The sequence below is a fragment of the Rhizobium sp. YJ-22 genome (assembly GCF_029601685.1).
GTDB lineage: Bacteria > Pseudomonadota > Alphaproteobacteria > Rhizobiales > Rhizobiaceae > Metarhizobium.
On sequence record NZ_JARRIR010000004.1, the window covers coordinates 207,103 to 225,957 of the forward strand.

At 63.3% G+C, this 18,855-nt stretch carries 16 protein-coding genes; 9 read left to right on the top strand and 7 right to left on the bottom strand.

What is annotated here, in order from left to right:
* Positions 1–1,536: a HAMP domain-containing sensor histidine kinase gene (locus tag P7F60_RS11540; RefSeq protein ID WP_277917872.1), complete on the bottom strand. Its 1,536-nt coding sequence runs from the start codon at positions 1,534–1,536 to the stop codon at positions 1–3.
* A gap of 124 nt (positions 1,537–1,660) precedes the next feature.
* Between P7F60_RS11540 and P7F60_RS11545 the strand changes: the two genes are divergently transcribed.
* From P7F60_RS11545 to P7F60_RS11570, 6 genes are all read left to right on the top strand, one after another.
* On the top strand, positions 1,661–2,221 hold the full coding sequence (locus tag P7F60_RS11545; protein ID WP_277917873.1) for a thermonuclease family protein: 561 nt from the start codon (positions 1,661–1,663) through the stop codon (positions 2,219–2,221).
* A complete protein-coding gene (locus P7F60_RS11550) occupies positions 2,218–2,847 on the top strand; it encodes a uracil-DNA glycosylase family protein (protein ID WP_277917874.1) in 630 nt (209 codons plus the stop codon). Before P7F60_RS11545 ends, P7F60_RS11550 begins: the two co-directional genes overlap by 4 nt.
* Positions 2,848–2,913: 66 nt before the next feature.
* A complete protein-coding gene (locus P7F60_RS11555) occupies positions 2,914–3,402 on the top strand; it encodes an Lrp/AsnC family transcriptional regulator (protein WP_277917875.1) in 489 nt (162 codons plus the stop codon).
* 214 nt (positions 3,403–3,616) lie between these two features.
* A complete protein-coding gene (locus P7F60_RS11560) occupies positions 3,617–4,402 on the top strand; it encodes an adenosylcobinamide-GDP ribazoletransferase (RefSeq protein ID WP_277918173.1) in 786 nt (261 codons plus the stop codon).
* Positions 4,403–4,451: 49 nt separating this feature from the next.
* Positions 4,452–4,673 (top strand): DUF1289 domain-containing protein, encoded by a 222-nt coding sequence (locus P7F60_RS11565; protein ID WP_277917876.1) that lies wholly within the window; start codon positions 4,452–4,454, stop codon positions 4,671–4,673.
* On the top strand, positions 4,673–5,374 hold the full coding sequence (locus P7F60_RS11570; RefSeq protein WP_277918174.1) for a TIGR02281 family clan AA aspartic protease: 702 nt from the start codon (positions 4,673–4,675) through the stop codon (positions 5,372–5,374). Before P7F60_RS11565 ends, P7F60_RS11570 begins: the two co-directional genes overlap by 1 nt.
* Here P7F60_RS11570 and P7F60_RS11575 read toward each other — a convergent pair whose 3' ends face one another.
* The 3 genes from P7F60_RS11575 to P7F60_RS11585 form a co-directional block, all read right to left on the bottom strand.
* Complete coding sequence (locus P7F60_RS11575) at positions 5,375–6,136, bottom strand: ABC transporter permease (RefSeq protein ID WP_277917877.1); 762 nt, start codon at positions 6,134–6,136, stop codon at positions 5,375–5,377.
* Complete coding sequence (locus P7F60_RS11580) at positions 6,133–7,065, bottom strand: ABC transporter ATP-binding protein (RefSeq protein ID WP_277917878.1); 933 nt, start codon at positions 7,063–7,065, stop codon at positions 6,133–6,135. Before P7F60_RS11580 ends, P7F60_RS11575 begins: the two co-directional genes overlap by 4 nt.
* A gap of 86 nt (positions 7,066–7,151) precedes the next feature.
* Positions 7,152–8,441 (bottom strand): extensin family protein, encoded by a 1,290-nt coding sequence (locus tag P7F60_RS11585; RefSeq protein ID WP_277917879.1) that lies wholly within the window; start codon positions 8,439–8,441, stop codon positions 7,152–7,154.
* A gap of 292 nt (positions 8,442–8,733) precedes the next feature.
* Here P7F60_RS11585 and P7F60_RS11590 point away from each other — a divergent pair, with 292 nt between their 5' ends.
* The 3 genes from P7F60_RS11590 (at position 8,734) to P7F60_RS11600 (ending at position 13,177) form a co-directional block, all read left to right on the top strand.
* A complete protein-coding gene (locus P7F60_RS11590; RefSeq protein ID WP_277917880.1) occupies positions 8,734–9,123 on the top strand; it encodes an acyl-CoA thioesterase in 390 nt (129 codons plus the stop codon).
* A 129-nt stretch (positions 9,124–9,252) separates the two neighbouring features.
* Complete coding sequence (uvrB, locus tag P7F60_RS11595; RefSeq protein WP_277917881.1) at positions 9,253–12,234, top strand: excinuclease ABC subunit UvrB; 2,982 nt, start codon at positions 9,253–9,255, stop codon at positions 12,232–12,234.
* Positions 12,235–12,277: 43 nt separating this feature from the next.
* Entirely contained in the window at positions 12,278–13,177 is a 900-nt protein-coding gene (locus tag P7F60_RS11600; protein WP_277917882.1) for an alpha/beta hydrolase, read from the top strand.
* Between the two features lie 32 nt (positions 13,178–13,209).
* Here the strand turns inward: P7F60_RS11600 and prfB are convergent.
* The 3 genes from prfB to P7F60_RS11615 all read right to left on the bottom strand — a co-directional run bounded on the left by prfB (position 13,210) and on the right by P7F60_RS11615 (position 18,344).
* Positions 13,210–14,341, bottom strand: a protein-coding gene (prfB, locus tag P7F60_RS11605) for a peptide chain release factor 2 (protein WP_277917883.1) whose coding sequence is annotated in 2 segments (ribosomal slippage) — positions 13,210–14,271 and positions 14,273–14,341 — 1,131 coding nt in all. Because the reading frame shifts where the segments join, the coding sequence is not laid out codon by codon here.
* Between the two features lie 97 nt (positions 14,342–14,438).
* A complete protein-coding gene (locus P7F60_RS11610; protein ID WP_277917884.1) occupies positions 14,439–16,898 on the bottom strand; it encodes a penicillin-binding protein 1A in 2,460 nt (819 codons plus the stop codon).
* Between the two features lie 261 nt (positions 16,899–17,159).
* Positions 17,160–18,344 (bottom strand): N-acetylmuramoyl-L-alanine amidase, encoded by a 1,185-nt coding sequence (locus tag P7F60_RS11615; protein WP_277918175.1) that lies wholly within the window; start codon positions 18,342–18,344, stop codon positions 17,160–17,162.
* Positions 18,345–18,855: the final 511 nt, after the last annotated feature.

An 18,855-nucleotide genomic window follows, 5' to 3' on the forward strand; every position in this document is an offset into this window, starting at 1 on the left:
TTACGCGAAGCTGCGGCGGCGGCGCTCGACGGCCTGGGTTTCCTCGACCGCAGGCAGCGATTGCAGCACGCGCTTGGCGGGCAGGATGGCGATGACCTCGGTGCCCTCGCGAAGCTTCGATTTGAGATGAAACTGGCCGTTGTGCTTGGCAAGGATGGCCTGAACGATCGGCAGGCCGAGGCCGGTGCCCTGCTCGGCGCTCTTGATGGCGATCGAGCCCTGGCCGAAGGCGGAGAGCACGACCGGGATTTCGTTTTCGGGAATGCCGGGGCCGTTGTCCTTGATCGAAATGTACTGGCCGCCGCCGGCCGTCCAGCCGACCTTGACGGTGACCTCGCCGCCTTGCGGCGTGAATTTGACGGCATTCGACAGAAGATTGAGGATCACCTGCCGCATGGATTTTTCGTCTGCCCAGACCAGCGGCAGGTTCGGCTCGACATTCGACTGGATGGCGATGTTCTTGGCGCGGGCGCGCAATTGCACCATGCCGATGCAATCCTCGCAGATTTCCAGCAGCGAGATCGACTCCTCGTTCAGTTCGTAGCGGCCGGCCTCGATGCGCGAGAGGTCGAGGATCTCGTTGATCAGGTTCAGCAGGTGCTGGCCCGAGCGGTGAATGTCGTTGGTGTATTCCTTGTAGATCGGATTGTTGAGCGGCCCCATCACCTCTGTCGCCATCACCTCGGAAAAGCCCAGGATGGCGTTCAGCGGCGTGCGCAATTCGTGCGACATCGAGGCGAGGAAACGGGATTTGGCAAGATTCGCCTCTTCGGCCCGGCGACGGGCCTCGTCGGACATCGACTTGGCGACTTCCAGCTCGGCGATCAGGTCGTCCTTTTCCGACTGGAAGGAGAGCAGGCTGCGATTGGTCAGGAACATGCGGTCGCTGACATAGATGAAGAAAGCGAAGGCGATGGCGAACATCGCCAGCAGGCCGATATCCGGCACGTCTCGGCTCAGTCCCGCCTTGGCGGCGAGCGCCAGCGCGACCGGCGCGAAGCCGAACATCACCGCCCGTCGCAGCATGGTGTTGGCCAGCGAGGCGGCCGAAAGTGCGACCAGAAGCCCCGCGCCCTTGAACAGCACATAGCTGTTGCCACCGCAGAACTGGCATTGCTGCAGGGCGAACAAAGCCCATCCACCGCCGTTCAGCACCTGGCCCGCCAGCAGGTAACGCCGCCATTTGCGCGCCGATTCCGGCGTCATCTCGCGGGCCTTGGCGCGGCGCGCGATCAGGATGTTGGCGGCATGGAAGCTGAGTGCAAGGAAGGCCCAGCCGATCAGATTGAGCTGCTGGTTGAAATAGGTGCCGATGGCGGTGATCAGCAGCACCAGGATCGGAACGACCGTCGCTCCCTGCAGCATGGCCGTCAGATGCATCACCATCATTTCGCGGTCGAAATGCTGGGTGGTGGCGTTTCCGGTCTGCAGGCGTTCGCGCGTGGCTTTGACAGCCTTCGCCACAGCCTTGTTCTTATGGCTGCGGGAAAGATCGACGATATTCTTGTCGGTCTGGGAGCTGACGCCTTGACTCATGGTGCTCGGAAACGGAATGCGGAACAGTTCTTTCAGCCTAAGCACAATTCCTTAAGAAGATGCTGCCGTGAAATGATTTGTTTGCCATCTTGGGTGACGATTCGTTTGGGATTGGATGCCGCATTTGAGAAAACGACCGCGCCTGTGGCGCGATGCGATCGTCGCCTTCGCGCTGATCTTCCTTTTATGGCTGATCGCGATGAAGCTGCAGCAGCGTAACGAGCAGGTTCTGGCCGGCCCCTTCGTCGTCGTCGACGGCGATACGCTGTCGCTGGCCGGCGAGCGCCTGCGGCTGCGCGGGCTGGATGCGCCGGAGCTGAAGCAGAGCTGCGGCAATTCGGAAAGGCCATGGCCCTGCGGACAGGCGGCCCGGACGCGGCTGGCGGAACTGGTCGGCGCCGACACGACCTGTCGCGGCGCCGAGCGCGACCGATATCGCCGCCTGCTGGTATCCTGCCGCACGGGCCAGCAGGATCCGGCCGCGCTGATGGTGCGCGAGGGGCTGGCCGTTTCCGACGGTGGCTACGGGCTGGAGGAAGCGCAGGCGCGGCTTGCCGGCCGCGGCCTCTGGGCCGGTGATTTCAAGCGCCCCGCCGACTGGCGGCGCGAGCACGCGGCCATGGAGGGAGACGAAGGCATGTTCGGGTGGATCCGCAACCTGTTCAGCCGCGAGGAGGCGCAATGAAACCCGACGACGTCATCCGCCTGAGCGCCGAGATCGCCGCCTGCCGCATCTGTCGCGACAATCCGTTGCGCGGGCCGGCGGACCGGCTTCCGCATGAGCCGCGGCCTGTCGCCGTGCTTTCCCCGACCGCACGCATCCTGATCGCCGGACAGGCGCCGGGCCTGCGGGTGCACGAAACCGGCCTGCCCTTCAACGACGCCTCCGGCGACCGGCTGCGGGCCTGGCTCGGCGTCGACCGCGACACGTTCTACGATTCCAGCCGCTTCGCCATCGTGCCGATGGGCTTCTGTTTTCCGGGCTATGATGCGCGCGGCAGCGACCTGCCGCCGCGCCGCGAATGCGCCCCCGCGTGGCGACAGCAGGCCATTGACGCCATGCCGCAAGTGGAGCTGGCGCTGGCAATCGGGCAATATGCGCAGAGCTGGCATCTGGGGCCGTTGCGCGGACCTTCGTTGACGCAGACGGTGGAGAACTGGCGCGGTATCGTCGCCGCGACCGACAGCCCGGCGGTGCTGCCGCTACCGCATCCCAGTTGGCGCAATACCGGTTGGTTGAAACGGCATCCGTGGTTCGAGGAGGAGCTGCTGCCTTTCCTCAGGAACACGGTGAGGAGATTGACAGCGTGAAACAATTTTCTTTCAATCATTCAAAATTGCGGTATATGAGAAAAATTAATTCGAGGGATTGTCGATATGGATCGTCTGGACCGTAAAATTCTGCGCCTTCTGCAGGAAGACTCGACTTTGGCAGTGGCGGATCTGGCCAAGAAGGTCGGCCTGTCCACCACGCCCTGCTGGCGCCGCATCCAGAAGATGGAGGAAGACGGCGTCATCCGCCGCCGCGTCGCGCTTCTGGACCCGGTAAAGGTCAACACGAAGGTTACGGTCTTCGTCTCTGTCCGCACCGCCTCGCATTCGGTGGAATGGCTGAAGCGCTTTTCGGAAGTCGTGGCCGAATTCCCGGAAGTGGTCGAGTTCTACCGCATGAGCGGCGATGTCGACTACCTGTTGCGCGTCGTCGTGCCGGATATCGCCGCCTATGACGCCTTCTACAAGCGGATGATCGCCAAGATCGAAATCCGCGACGTCTCCTCCGCTTTTGCGATGGAGCAGATCAAATATACGACGCAGCTTCCGCTGGATTATATGATTCTGGAAAACCAGAAGGCTGGGGAAGAGTAAGGGTTCGACGTCGAACCTTGGGTGAGCGTTTCCCTATCTCCCTTCTCCCCCGGGGGAGAAGATCGCCGCAGCGGAATGAGGGGATGCCGCCGGCACATATGGATGAGATCGCTCGGCATCGCCTTCCCCCTTCTCCGGCCCTTCGGCCCCTTCTTCCCGGAGGAGAAGGGAAAGGCGCCAAACCATCGCATTGAGATCTTTCACTCCAGAAAGGCTGACCGTGTTGCGGGAATTTTGCGGCGATATCCTCCGTGCAACGGCGTTCCTGAGCCGGTTGCCGGTTCCGGCACGTTTCTTCGAGGGGCATGACGGGCGCATGGGCGGCCTGGCCGGGGCCTTTGCCCTGTCCGGCCTGCTGCTCAGCCTTCCGGCCGCCCTGCTCGCCGCGCTGCTGATCGCCGGTGATGCGCCGCCGCTGCTTTCCGCTCTCCTGGTGCTCAGTCTCCAGACGCTGGTGACCGGCGCGCTGCATGAGGACGGCTTTGCCGATTGCGCCGATGGGCTCGGCGGCGGGCGGGATCGCGATCGTGCGCTTGCCATCATGAAGGACAGCCGCATCGGCGCCTACGGGGTGATCGCGCTGGTGCTCGGCTTTGGCCTGCGCGCCTCCGCGTTCTCGGCGCTGATGGATGTGGCAACCCCGCTTTTTGTCGCGCTCGCCTTCCTGCTGGCGCAGGCGGTCAGCCGCGCCGCCATGGCCTGGCACTGGCAGGCCCTTCCCTCGGCCCGGCCCGGCGGCGTGGCCGATTCGGCCGGCCTGCCGGAACACGGTTCCGTGCTGGTCTGCATCGGCACGGCGCTGCTTGCGGCGCTCGTTTTCGTCGTCCTCGACCTGCCGCTGCTGCCGGTCGTCGTCGCCGTGCTTCTGGCTGGAGTCGTCACGGCCGGGTTTTCCCGTTTCGTGCGCCGCAAGATCGGCGGCCACACCGGCGATACCATCGGCGCCACGCAGCAACTCGCCGAAATGGCGGTGCTCGTCGCCCTTGCCTTGATGGCGTGAAAAGCCGATATAGAGCCCGAACCCTCGCCGCAACGTGACCGGTCACCGTATGGAATCGCCCTGTATTCTCGTCTGCTCCATCGACATGAACACCGGCTATTGCTTCGGCTGCGGTCGCACGCGTGACGAGATCGGGCTGTGGACCAGCTATTCCGATGCAGAGCGTCGCGCCATCATGGAAGCCCTGCCCGCGCGGCTGGAAACGGTCGAACGCAAGCCGCGCCGCGAAACGCGCCGCACCCGTATGGCGCGGGAGCGCAACCTGACATGATGAACAGGCTGACCGTCGTTTTCGTCATTCTCTTTGCCGGCCTTGCCGTTCTTCTGTTCAGCGACAGCAGCAGCCGCATCATGGGGTTGAAGCAGGACGAATTCGGCCGCTTCGTCACCCTGCTGCCCTTCGCCGCCATGCTGGGCGCCGGCATTCTCGCCAGCCGCCGCAATCTCGGCGACAGTCTGCGGCAGATGTTGATCTGGCTGGTGATCATCCTGGCGCTCGCCACCGCCTATCTCTACCGCTTCGACGCGATGACCATCGGCAACCGGCTGCTCGGTGGGTTGATGCCCGGCCATGCCGTCGTCGTCACCGATCGCGACGGCGATCAGGATGTGGTGATCTACAAGGCGATGAGCGGCCATTTCGAGGCCAATGCCGAGGTCAACGGCCAGACGGTCGGCATGCTCGTGGATACCGGCGCCAGCATGGTGGCGCTGACCCAGGAAGACGCCGTGCGCGTCGGCATCATCCCGGAAAACCTCACCTATTCGATGACTGTGACCACCGCCAACGGCATCACTACCGCAGCACCGGTGACGTTGACCGAGCTGTCCATCGGCCCCATCACCCGCCGCAACGTGCCGGCCATGGTCGCCGAGGAAGGCAAGCTCGACCAGAGCCTGCTCGGCATGAGCTTTTTGGGCACGCTCAGCAGTCTGCAGATGCAGACGGATGAACTGCGGCTGCGGAACTGATTAGTTCTTCAGACGGTAACCCGTCCTGAAAATCCAGGTCAGCGTGATCAGGCAGGCGGCCAGGAAGAGAGAGATCATCATCAGGCTGATGACCGGATTGACGTCGGCGATGCCGTAGAAACTCCAGCGGAAACCGCTGACCAGATACAGCACCGGATTGAAGTGGCTGACCGCCTGCCAGAAGGGCGAGAGCATGTTGATGGAATAAAAGCTGCCGCCGAGGAAGGTCAGCGGCGGCACCACCAGCATCGGGATCAGGTTGAGCTGCTCGAAATTCTTCGCCCAGATGCCGATCATGAATCCGAACATCGAAAAGCTGACGGCCGTCAGCAGGAAGAACAGGACCATCATAAAGGGATGCTGGATGTGGATGTCGACGAAGAAATTGGCGGTCAACAGGATGATCGCCCCGATGATCATGCCCTTGGTCGCCGCCGCGCCGACATAACCCAGCAGGATCTCCGCCGTCGAAATCGGCGCCGAGAGGATCTCGTAGATCGTGCCGGTGAATTTGGGGAAATAGATGCCGAAGGAGCCGTTGCCGATGCACTGGCTGAGCAGCGTCAGCATGATCAGCCCCGGCGTGATGAAGGCGCCGTAGGACACGCCCTCCACCTGCTGGATGCGCGAGCCGATGGCCGCGCCGAAGACGATGAAATACAGCGAGGTGGAAATGACCGGCGAGACGACGCTCTGCAGCAGCGTGCGCCGCATCCGCGCCATCTCGAAATAATAGATGGATTTGACCGCCTCGAAATTCATGCTCTTTCCCCCACGAGTTGGACGAAGATGTCCTCCAGCGAGCTTTGCTGCGTCGACAGATCCTTGACGTGGACATCGGCGGCGGCAATCGCCGCCAGCAGTGAGGCGATGGTCGCCTGCTCGCCCTCATGCGCGGCATTGAAATCGTAGACCAGCCGGTTGCCGTCATTGGCGAGCGACAGGCCGCGCCCCTCCAGCGACCCCGGCATTGTCGGCAGCGGCTCGGCGAGATCGAGGATCAGTTGCTTGCGCCCGAGTTTCTGCATCAGCGTCGCCTTGTCCTCGACCAGCAGCAGGTTGCCGCCATTGATGACGCCGACGCGGTCGGCGATCTCCTCGGCCTCCTCGATGTAATGGGTGGTGAGAATGATTGTGACGCCATTTTCGCGCAGACGTTCGACCACCTTCCACATGTCCTTGCGCAGCGTCACGTCGACGCCGGCGGTCGGTTCGTCGAGGAACAGCACGGTCGGTTCGTGCGACAATGCCTTGGCGATCAGAACACGCCGCTTCATGCCGCCGGAAAGCTCACGCAGCATGTTGTCGCGTTTGTCCCAGAGCGAGAGATCCTTGAGGATGCGCTCGATATAGGCGGGATCGGGCTTGCAGCCATGCAGGCCGCGCGAGAACACCACCGTGTTCCATACCGTCTCGAACTGGTCGGTGGTCAGTTCCTGTGGCACGAGACCGATCAGCCGCCGCGTCTGGCGAAAATCGCGCACCACATCATGGCCGGCGACCTTCACCTCGCCGCCGCTCGGATTGACGATGCCGCAGACGATCGAAATCATCGTCGTCTTGCCGGCGCCGTTCGGCCCGAGCAGGGCCAGGATCTCGCCCTGCTCGATATCGAGATTGACGCCCTTCAGGGCCTGAAAACCGTTTGAATAGGCTTTGGTGAGATTGCGAATGGAAACGATGGGAGCCATGGAACGCTCTTGCGGGAGACACTTTTGAGCTTCACGCTATATAGATGTCCCGAGGCGACGGCACACCCCCCATGGCCAGAAAATAGTCAGTCGCAGTGACGATAGCCCGAGCGGCGCTCGCGCAAGTCGAAGTGGAAATGATCCTTGTGGTGCGGGTCGCTGCCCGGGCCGAGCACGGTGTTGAAATATTTGCAGCTATCGCTGCGCACCGCCTTCAGCAATGCCTTTTCGCGGAAAGCGAAGAAACCCGGCTTGCGCACGTCGATCTTCTTGCCGTTGTTGAGCACGAACTTGCCGACATCGATGGCGTTGCCATGCGCGTGCTCCGACCAGGGATTGCGCGCGCTGGAATTCATCCGCCGGCAGGAATAGCCGCCGAGCGGGACGATGGTCTTGATGCCGGACCAATAGCGCATCCGCGCCGAGGGCTGCAGCTCGTTCTTCACCCACTTGGCGAAGGCGAGCGTCACCTGGCAGTTCAGCTTGGTGGCCGGGCGAACGCCGATGCTGCCGCCGGAAAGACCGCTGACCTGGATCGGATAGGGAATGCCGCAGGTCGGGCCTTGCGAGATCGGCGAGATATCCTGGAAGACGACGCCCATGCGCTTCAATTCGGCGCGGCAGGCGCGTTCGGAGGCCGGCATGACGCCGGGCGTCTGGCGCTCGATGGCGGGATTGTCGGGACGCGCCAGGAAGGCCACCTGCTCGCTGCCCTCGTCTGCGACCGGCGCGCTGCGGCGGCCCTGGCGGTTCGACGCCTGCGGCTTCCATTGCGATTGGGTGTCGAGTTCCTCGCCCATGTCCGATTGCGGCAGGCGGCTGCGGCCGGCCGGCTGCGACACCACCGTCGGCGCATCGGTGCCGATTCCATCGACCACGGGCTGGTCGGTCTCGCCCTCGGCGATCTGGTTGGCCTGCTCCTCGGCAAGCCCGACCACCGGCTGCTGTTGCCGCTTTGGCGCGACGCCGAGTTGCGAATCCATGTTGACGCCGCCTTCCGGGGCGCGCAAAGGCTGCACGCCCATGGAGGTATCTATGCCGTCATTGGCGGCCAGCGCCTCCTCACTGTCGATCTTCGGCAGGCGGCGCGGCGTGGCGGCGGCGTTCGCCTGCAGCGGCGCGCTTTCCACCGACGAAGCGCTGGCAGGATCGCCGGCTTCGAAGGTATCGACCGAGGAAACCGGCCGAGGGTTGGCGGTATAATTCGCCTGCTGGTCGACGCCCGAGGGCGGCAGCGGCTGGGCCACGTTCTGGACCGGCTCGACCGAGCCGACGAAGGTGCTGTCGTCGAACCGGGCGGAGGGCGTACACGCAACCAGGGCCGTCGACATCAGCAACGGCGCCGCGACACGCCGCAGAAAGGAAACATACGCCATACAACCGTCTCTTCCGCAACGCCGCCGGGAGATTCCGACGAAACCTGAGGCAAGCCTGCACCGGGGTCGCGACGCATCCATGGCCGATCCGTGTCGAATCCATGGTTTCGCGCCGCATGTGGCCGCACGCGCACCGAAAGAGGACAGTTTAAGCGGATATGGTAAATGCCGGGTTGACGCCTGACGGCCAGAGTAACCTTAACCTTTGGCAAACCTGCCCTCGCCTCTTGCCAGCCCCTCGGCCCCGTCCCATTCTGGCGATCCCGCCAGACCCGTAATCGAGACGAATCGCATGACCGAGAATGACAAGCCGACCGGAGAACTGACCCTGCGCACCCTGGCCATGCCCGGCGACGCCAATGCCGCCGGCGATATTTTCGGCGGCTGGGTGATGGCGCAGATGGACCTGGCCTGCGGCATCCGCGCCGCCGAGCGCGCCGGGGGACGCGTCGTCACCGCCGCCGTCAAGGAAATGGCTTTCCGGCTTCCGGTGAAGATCGGCGACACGCTTTGCGTCTATACCGATATCGTCGCCGTCGGTCGCACCTCGATCACGCTGCGGGTCGAAAGCTGGGCGCAACGCTACCTGACGCCGGTCATGGAAAAAGTGACGGCCGCCACCTTCATCATGGTGGCGCTCGATGGCGACGGCCATCCCACGCCGGTGCCGGCAGAAGGCTGAGACTTTTCCGGGAAAGTGGACATCGGACGAAAAATGCGATGAGCACATAAATCGCGGCTCGACGCGCGTGTTTCCTTTTTGTACTCATCCCCCCTTTTCTTCCGCGCGGACTCTCTCCATATTCCGCCCATGGCCAGATCTCCAAAAAAACCGTCCAAGCCGACCGGCTTCGAGGAAGCACCCCAAGCGGACTTTGAAGGCGCGCCGATCAGTGGGTCCGTCGCCGACTGGGTGCGTCAGCTCGAGGCCGACGCGGAATCCACCAGCTTCGAAAGCCAGCGCGATATCGCCTCCAAGGCCGGCAAGCACCGCAAGAAGGTGGAAATCGCCGCGCGCGACAAGCAGGACACCACGGCGAAGAAATCCCGGGGCGGCAGCGACATCACCGCCCAGAAGACATCGCGCGGCGTTTCCATCGGCGCCAGCAGCGATCCGAAGACGCGCGCCGCCGCCGGCCTCAATCCGGTCGCCGGCCTCGACGTCTCGCTGGAAGATGCCGGAAACCTCGCGCAAGGGTCTGTCACCGCCACCGTCGATGCTCTGGCCAAGCTGATCGAAAGCGGCAACCCGCTGCACAAGAACGGCAAGATCTGGACGCCTCACCGCCCCGCCCGGCCGGACAAGTCCGAAGGCGGCATCGAAATTCGCATGGACTCGGAATACAAGCCGGCCGGCGACCAGCCGACCGCGATCGGCGACCTCGTCGAAGGCCTGGAAAGCGGCGAGCGCAGCCAGGTGCTGCTCGGCGTCACCGGCTCCGGCAAGACCTTCACCATGGCCAAGGTGATCGAGGCGACCCAGCGCCCGGCCGTCATCCTCGCGCCCAACAAAACGCTGGCGGCGCAGCTCTATTCGGAATTCAAGAATTTCTTCCCCGACAATGCGGTGGAATATTTCGTCTCCTACTACGATTATTACCAGCCGGAAGCCTATGTGCCGCGCTCCGACACCTATATCGAGAAGGAAAGCTCGATCAACGAGCAGATCGACCGGATGCGCCACTCGGCGACGCGCTCGCTGCTGGAGCGTGACGATTGCATTATCGTCGCCTCGGTCTCCTGCATCTACGGTATCGGCTCGGTCGAGACCTATACGGCGATGACCTTCCAGATGTCGGTCGGCGACCGGCTCGACCAGCGCCAGCTCCTCGCCGATCTCGTCGCCCAGCAATACAAGCGCCGCGACATGGATTTTACCCGCGGTTCTTTTCGCGTGCGCGGCGATACGATCGAACTTTTCCCGGCCCACCTTGAGGATGCAGCCTGGCGCATCTCGATGTTCGGCGACGAGATCGACTCGATCACCGAATTCGATCCGCTCACCGGCCAGAAGACCGGCGAGCTCAAATCGGTGAAGATCTACGCCAATTCGCACTATGTCACGCCGCGCCCGACGCTGAACGGCGCGATCAGGGCGATCAAGGAAGAGCTGAAGCACCGGCTGGTCGAACTGGAAAAGGCCGGCCGCCTGCTGGAGGCGCAGCGCCTCGAACAGCGCACCCGTTACGACCTGGAAATGCTCGAAGCCACGGGCGTCTGCAACGGCATCGAGAACTATTCGCGCTACCTCACCGGCCGCAACCCCGGCGAGCCGCCGCCAACGCTGTTCGAATATATTCCCGACAACGCCATCATCTTCATCGACGAAAGCCATGTGACGGTGCCGCAGATCGGCGGCATGTATCGCGGCGACTTCAGGCGCAAGGCGACGCTGGCCGAATACGGCTTCCGCCTGCCCTCCTGCATGGACAACCGTCCGCTGCGTTTCGAGGAATGGGACGCGATGCGGCCGCAGACGGTCGCCGTATCCGCCACGCCCGGCTCCTGGGAAATGGAGCAATCCGGCGGCGTCTTCGCCGAGCAGGTCATTCGCCCGACCGGGCTGATCGATCCGCCGGTCGAGGTGCGTTCGGCCCGTACCCAGGTGGACGACGTTCTCGGTGAAATCCGCGAGACCAGCCTCAAGGGCTATCGCACGCTGGTCACCGTGCTCACCAAGCGCATGGCGGAAGACCTCACCGAATACCTGCACGAGCAGGGCGTGCGCGTCCGCTACATGCACAGCGACATCGACACGCTGGAGCGCATCGAGATCATCCGCGACCTGCGCCTCGGCGCCTTCGACGTACTGGTCGGCATCAACCTGCTGCGCGAGGGCCTCGACATTCCCGAATGCGGCTTCGTCGCCATCCTCGACGCCGACAAGGAAGGTTTCCTGCGCTCGGAAACGTCGCTTATCCAGACCATCGGGCGTGCGGCGCGCAATGTCGATGGCAAGGTCATCCTCTATGCCGACCAGATCACCGGTTCGATGAAGCGGGCGATGGAGGAAACCAGCCGCCGCCGCGAAAAGCAGGTGGCCTACAATACCGAGCACGGCATCACGCCGGAATCGGTGAAGGCGCGGATATCCGACATCCTCGACTCGGTCTACGAGCGCGATCATGTGCGCGCCGACATTTCCGGCGCCGCCGGCAAGGGTTTTGCCGATGGCGGGCATCTCGTCGGCAACAATCTGCAATCGCACCTCAACGCGCTGGAAAAGCAGATGCGCGACGCCGCCGCGAACCTCGACTTCGAGGCTGCCGCCCGGTTGCGCGACGAAATCAAGCGCCTCAAGGCTGTCGAGCTCGCGGCCATGGACGATCCCATCGCCCGCGAGGAATCGCGCGCGCTGGAAGGCAAGTCCAAGCGCGGTTCGACCCCGGAACCGGCCGCGCCCTCCTATTTCCAGAAGCCTTCGCTCGACGACATGGGGCCGGGAACGGACACCGCGACGCCCCTGTTCCGCAAGCCCGACCTCGACGACATGGGCCGCGACGTGGCCGAGCCCGCCGGCAAGAGCCTGTTCCGCCGCAACACGCTGGACGAGATGACGGTCGGCCGCACCGAAAAGCCTGTTACCGGCAAATTGCCGGAACGTCCGGAGGAATCACTCTCCAGCAAGAAGCGGTTTTCGCCCTTGCTCGAGGGGCAGCCGGAACGCAGTGACGACCAAGCCGATCACCGTCCCCTCGTTCGCGGCCGCGTCGGCGCCGGCTCCTACGAGGAGCCTGGCGAAGCCAAACGCAAAGGCCGCACCAAGGGCAAGACCGGACGGCCGGGCCGCTGAACACCCGCCTGCGGGGAAGGGTATCTGACGAGGGAAACGGTCGATGAAAACCGTGGACACAGGCGTTCTGCATATCGCCTATCTCGAATTCGGCCCGCCGCACGGCGTGCCGACGGTATTGCTGCATGGTTTTCCCTATGACGTCCATGCCTATGACGACGCCAGCCGCCTGCTCGCCGAAACCGGGCATCGCTGCATTGTTCCCTATCTTCGCGGCTATGGTCCGACCCGCTTCTTGAGCATGGAAACGTTACGTTCGGGGGAGCAGGCAGCGCTCGGCGCCGATCTGCTGGCCTTGCTCGATGCGCTGTCCATCGAAAAAGCCGTGCTCGGCGGCTATGATTGGGGCGGGCGTGCGGCCTGCATCGTCGCGGCACTGCATCCGGATCGTGTCCATGGGCTTGTCAGTTGCGGCACCGGCTACAACATCCAGAACATTGCGGCGGCGGCAATGCCGGTCGCGCCGGAAGAAGAGGCACGTTACTGGTATCAGTATTACTTTCATTCCGCACGCGGTCGCACGGCGCTTGAGACGAACCGTCGCGACCTCTGCCGCTACATCTGGCAGCTCTGGTCGCCGTCCTGGCGCTTTACCGCTGATGTCTTCGAACGCTCGGCGACCTCATTCGACAATCCAGACTTCGCCGATATCGTCGTCCATTCCTATCGGCATCGATTTGGCGGCATTCCGGGCGATGCGGCCTATGAAGCGATCGAGGCGCGATTGGCCAGGCAACCGGATATCCATATTCCCACCATCGTCCTGCAAGGCGCGGATGATGGCGTCGATCCGCCCACACGATCGGATGGCGATGCGAAGCATTTCCGGGATTTTTATCAGCGCCGCGTCATTCCCGAGACGGGGCACAATCTGCCTCAGGAGGCGCCGCGCGATTTCGCCGACGCCATTCAATACGTCTCGCGCGGTTTTCAGAGACGATAGGACGGCGGCGCCCGAAGGCGCCGCCATGCCGGTCAATCGATGTCGGCGACGGCCGCGTCGGCCTTGCCGCTAATGCGATGGGCCAGCGCAGCCTCCATGAAGGGGCTGACGTCGCCGTCGAGCACGTCACCGGGCGCGGTGCTTTCGACGCCGGTGCGCAGATCCTTGACCAACTGGTAGGGCTGCAGCACGTAGGAGCGGATCTGGTGGCCCCAGCCGATGTCGGTCTTGGAGGCCGCCTCGGCATTGGCCGCTTCTTCACGCTTCTTCAGTTCGGCCTCATAGAGACGGGCGCGCAGCATGTCCCACGCCTTGGCTCGGTTCTTGTGCTGTGATCGTTCCTGCTGGCAGGCGACGACGATACCGGTCGGGATATGCGTGATGCGCACAGCCGAGTCGGTGGTGTTGACGTGCTGGCCACCCGCGCCCGACGAGCGGTAGGTGTCGATGCGGCAATCGCTTTCGTTGACCTCGATCTGGATCGATTCGTCGACGACCGGATAGACCCAGACCGACGAGAACGAGGTATGGCGGCGCGCATTGCTGTCATAAGGCGAGATGCGGACCAGGCGATGCACGCCCGATTCGGTCTTCAGCCAGCCATAGGCATTGTGACCCTTGACCAGCAGGGTCGCGGACTTGATGCCGGCTTCTTCTCCGTCATGTACTTCCAGCAGTTCGACCTTGAACTTCTGCTTCTCCGCCCAACGCGTGTACATGCGCAGCAGCATGCTCGCCCAATCCTGGCTCTCGGTGCCGCCGGCGCCGGAATGGACTTCGAGGTATGTGTCGTTGCCGTCGGCTTCACCCGAAAGCATGGCTTCCACCTGAAGCCTGCCGGACTCGGCCTTCAATTCCTTCAGCGCATTTTCGGCATCGGTGACGATATCCTGATCGCCCTCTTCCTCGCCCATCGCGATCAGCTCGATATTGTCGTCGAGCTGTTGCGTCAGGCGCTTAACGCCGTTGATGCTGTCGTCCAGCTGCTGGCGCTCGCGCATCAGCTTCTGGGCTTCCGTCGAATCGTTCCAGAGGTTCGGATCCTCGGCCTTGTTGTTCAACCAGTCCAGTCGTCTTATCGCCTGGTCCCAGTCAAAGATGCCTCCTCAGCAGGCTTATGGCCTGCTTGATTTCGTCGACTACGTTCTCGATTTCAGCGCGCATCGTTCCTGTCTTTGCTCTGTCAAAAAATCGTGGCCTGTCCATAAGGTCACGCGCCCCGGATGTAAAGCCGGAGCGCGCAGCCGAAAAGGATCGGGGGTCAGAAAAGCCCGCCGGCGCCGGAGGTGACCGCCTGGTTGGCCTGCGGCGAGGTGCGCATGATCTCGTCGGGATCGACGGTGCCTTCCATGCCGATGACGTTGAAGCTGTCGGCGGGGCCGGTGCCGGGCTTGAAAGCCTCGACGATGGTGTCCGGCTCGCCTTCCATCGCCCGCATGCCGGTCTTGCGGTTGACCGGGATCAGGCTCATGCCCTCGGGAACGATGAATTTCGTCGGCGGGCTTTCCTTCATCGCCTGCTGCATGAATTCGTTGAAGATCGGCGCCGAAAGCGATCCGCCGGTGCCGCCGCGGCCGAGCGGCGCCGGCGTATCGAAGCCGATATAAAGGCCGGCGACCAGATCGGGCGTATAGCCGACGAACCAGGCGTCCTTCTCGTCGTTGGTCGTGCCGGTCTTGCCGGCGACATCGCGACCGTCGAGCTTGATCTTGCCGGCCGCCGTACCGCGCTGGACGACACCCTGCATCATCGAGGTGATCTGGTAGGCGGTCATCGGGTCGAGCACCTGCTCGCGATTGTCGACGATGGTGGGCTCGTCCTGGTTCTGCCAGCCGCCGGCATTGCAATTGTCGCAGCCGCGTTCCTCATGGCGGAAGATGGTCTTGCCGTAGCGGTCCTGAATACGGTCGATCAGTGACGGCTTGATCTGCTTGCCGCCGTTGGCGAGCACGGAATAGGCCGAGACCATGCGCAGGACAGTGGTTTCGCCCGAGCCCAGCGACATCGACAGGAGCGGCAGCATCTTGTCGTAGATGCCGAAACGCTCGGCATATTCGGCGACGAGGTTCATGCCCATGTCGTTCGCCAGCCGCACCGTCATGAGGTTACGCGACTTTTCGATGCCGAGGCGCAGCGTCGAGGGGCCGGCGGAACCGCCGCCATAGTTTTCCGGGCGCCAGACCTGACCGCCGGAGACGATCTCGATCGGTGCGTCCATGATCACCGAGGCCGGGGTATAGCCGTTGTCGAGCGCGGCGGCATAGACAAAAGGCTTGAAGGAGGAACCCGGCTGGCGCTTTGCCTGCGTGGCGCGGTTGAATTCCGATTGCGCATAGGAGAAGCCGCCGACCAGGGCCAGGACGCGGCCGGTATGCGGATCCATGGCGACCAGAGCGCCCTGCACCTTGGGCGGCTGGCGCAGGCGGTAATTGCCGGAATTGTCGCCGCCGATCTGTTCGACATAGACGACATCGCCCGGCGACAGCGCGCCATCGGGCGATTTCGCCGTCTTGCGGTCGCCCTTGGCGGAGCGGTAGGCCCAGCGCATGTTTTCCGCCTCGATACGGCCGGTCTGGCGATCGCCGCCGACCTTGCCGCTGGCCTCGATCTGCGGCCGAATGCCGATGTCGACACCGCTCTTGTCGGCGCCGAGGACGACGGCCAACTTCCATTCCGGCACGTCGGCGAGCGCGGGAATCTTGGCAAGCTGGGCGCCCCATTCATGGCTGACGTCGATGGTGGAAACCGGGCCGTGGAAACCGCGGCGTTCGTCGTAATTGATCAGGCCGTCCTGCAACGCGCGGCGCGCATAGGCCTGCAGCGTCGGATCGAGCGAGGTTCGCACCGAAAGACCGCCCTCATACAGCGCCTTGTCGCCATAGCGCTCGATGATCTGGCGGCGCACTTCCTCGGAGAAGAATTCGGAGGCGAACAGATAGGAGCCGTTGCGGCGCGGCGTGACGCCCAACGGCTGCGCCTTGGCTTCCTCGCCATCCGGCTTGCTGACGTAACCGTTCTCGACCATGCGGTCGATGACCCAGTTGCGGCGTTCCAGCGCCGCTTCCGGGCGGCGGAAGGGATGGTAGTTGGCAGGTCCCTTGGGCAGCGAGGCGAGATAGGCGGCTTCAGCGACGGTCAGCTCGGTGACGGACTTGTCGAAATAGGTGAGCGCCGCGCCGGCGATGCCATAGGCATTCATGCCGAAGAAGATCTCGTTGAGATACAGTTCCAGGATCTTGTCCTTGGAATAGGCCTGTTCGATTCGGAAGGAGAGAATCGCTTCCTTGACCTTGCGGTCGATGGTCTGGTCGGACGAGAGCAGGAAGTTCTTGGCCACCTGCTGGGTGATGGTCGAGGCGCCCTCGGGGCGACGGCCGGAACCGATGTTCTGGATGTTGTTGACCATGGCGCGGGCGAGACCGGTGAGATCGACGCCCGGATGATTGTAGAAATTCTTGTCTTCCGCGGAGAGGAAAGCGGCCTTCACCCGGTCTGGAATGGCCTGGATCGGCAGGAACAGGCGGCGCTCGCGGGCATATTCGGCCATCAGCGCGCCGTTGCCGGCATGGATGCGGGTGGTGACCGGCGGCGCATAGCTCGCCAGGACCGCGTAATCGGGAAGATCTTTCGAAACCCCGTTCAGATAGACGGCGACAGCGGCGGCGACGCCGAAAAACAAGACGCAGGCCAAGCCGAACAAGTATCCAATCAGTCTGATCATCGTCTGAGCTACCGGTCCTTCACAGGAAGAAAAGCTGTATTTGAAATTCGTTTCGCCGCGCCGAGCGTCGCGCCAGCGATACAATCGCATAGATGCCCGCGTTTTGCACGACGCCTGCCGGTTTGCAAGAGACCGCCGCCACCGGACGCATCACGACTCGTCCCTATCGACGAACTGTGCCGGTCAATAATGGTCCGAATGTGAGCAAAATAGGGCCTCGCCGACGTTTTCCCTGCATCTGTCACCGGATCGCAACGGCGCTCAGCCGCCATCCGCCGCCGCCTTTTCGCGGTATCGACGCACGGCGACCGCCAGGAGGTCGGCAACCTTCGCCCGCCATGCTTCGTCGAGCAGCAGTTTTTCGTCCTCGGGATTGGACAGGAAGCCGAGTTCCAGCAGGATGGAGGGCACGTCCGGCGCCTGCAGCACCCGGAAACCGGCATAGCGATGCGGGTTGTTGATCAACCCGATCTGCCCCTCGAAAGCGCCGACCACCGAGCGGGCCATGGCGATCGAAAAGGCCTGCGTCTCGCGCCGGGTCAGGTCGAGCAGGATATCGGCGACCTCGGCCGGCTCGTCCCCAAGCTTGATGCCGGCGATCTCGTCAGAGAGGTTTTCACGCTTGGCAAGGGCGGCGGCCAGTCCATCCGAAGCGTTGTCGGAAATCGTGTAGACGGTGGCGCCGCGGATCGAATTCTGCTGCAGCGTATCGGCATGCAACGAGACGAAGAGATTGGCGCGCTTCTCGCGGGCGATCTGCACCCGTTCCGACAAAGACAGGAAACGGTCGTCCTCACGGGTCAGCACGGCCTTGATGCCGGGTTCCCGGTTGAGCCGTTCGACGAGGCCACGGGCGAAGGCGAGCGTGACGTTCTTTTCCTCAGTCTTGCTGTCGGCGCCGATGGCCCCGGCATCGATGCCGCCATGACCGGCATCGACCGCGATGACGAAGGCGCCGTCCGTTGCCGGCTTCTGCGCCAGCATCGCGCTGGCCGGCTTCGGGGCAATGTCGCCTTGCCGCCAGGTCTCGGCCGCCGCAAGCGCCTGGAAACGCTTTTCAGACACCGAGACGGCGTCGAGCACGAGGCGGATATCCTTGCCCTCGACCTGCACCTTGGCGGTGGTCAGTTCCACGGGCTTGCGGGCCGTGAGCACCAGCCGGGCGCTGTCGGCATCCATCGTGCCGTAGCGGATGTCGGAAAACAGGCCGCGCGGCGCAAGCTGGTCGGCGGGAAAACCGAAGGCGACCCTTGGCAGGTCGACGATCACGCGCGGCGGATTTGTGACGTAATGCACGGCGACGTCGATCTTCTTCTCCAGATCGATGACAATGCGCGAGCGGGCGTCGTCGCCGGCGATCCGCGCGCCAAAGGCAAGCACCGCATCATCGGCGGCCATCGCGGGCATCGCCGCGAGAAAGCAGGCAAAAAGCGCGACGGCGCGCATCGCCCTCAAGCCTGCATTGCGGATCACAAGGAATGTCAAAGCCGGATGCACCCTCTCCCGGAGCCCGTTGCTGTCTGGCGATTCGCCGAGGCCCTGTCTCATATGCCGGAAAATTCCGGCGGGTTGAAGGCGGAAGACGTGAGGCCGGCGACCGCAACCCCGCTCATCGACAGAAATCGATCAATATTATGACGCACTTGGCTTTTCCCTTGCTATTGCGACACGGAGGACATACAAGCATAGATGAAGGCATAAGGTGCTGACGGGATAGATCGCCGCAAGGCAGCCAGCCGTATTTTCGGATCTGGCGCTAACTGGCGCAGGCTTCATCCGTCGTCAAAGCAGTGCTGCCTGAAACTGGATCAGCCGGCGGTGGCCGGAGAAAAACATCGACGGCATGCCGTCACGCTCGCAGGAGCAAATTCATCGGATCCTCATAGGGTTCAAGGTATCGTCATTCTCGTTTGGTCGTTGATGTCGTTGCAGCAGTTTTCGTCAGAAGTGAACAGGT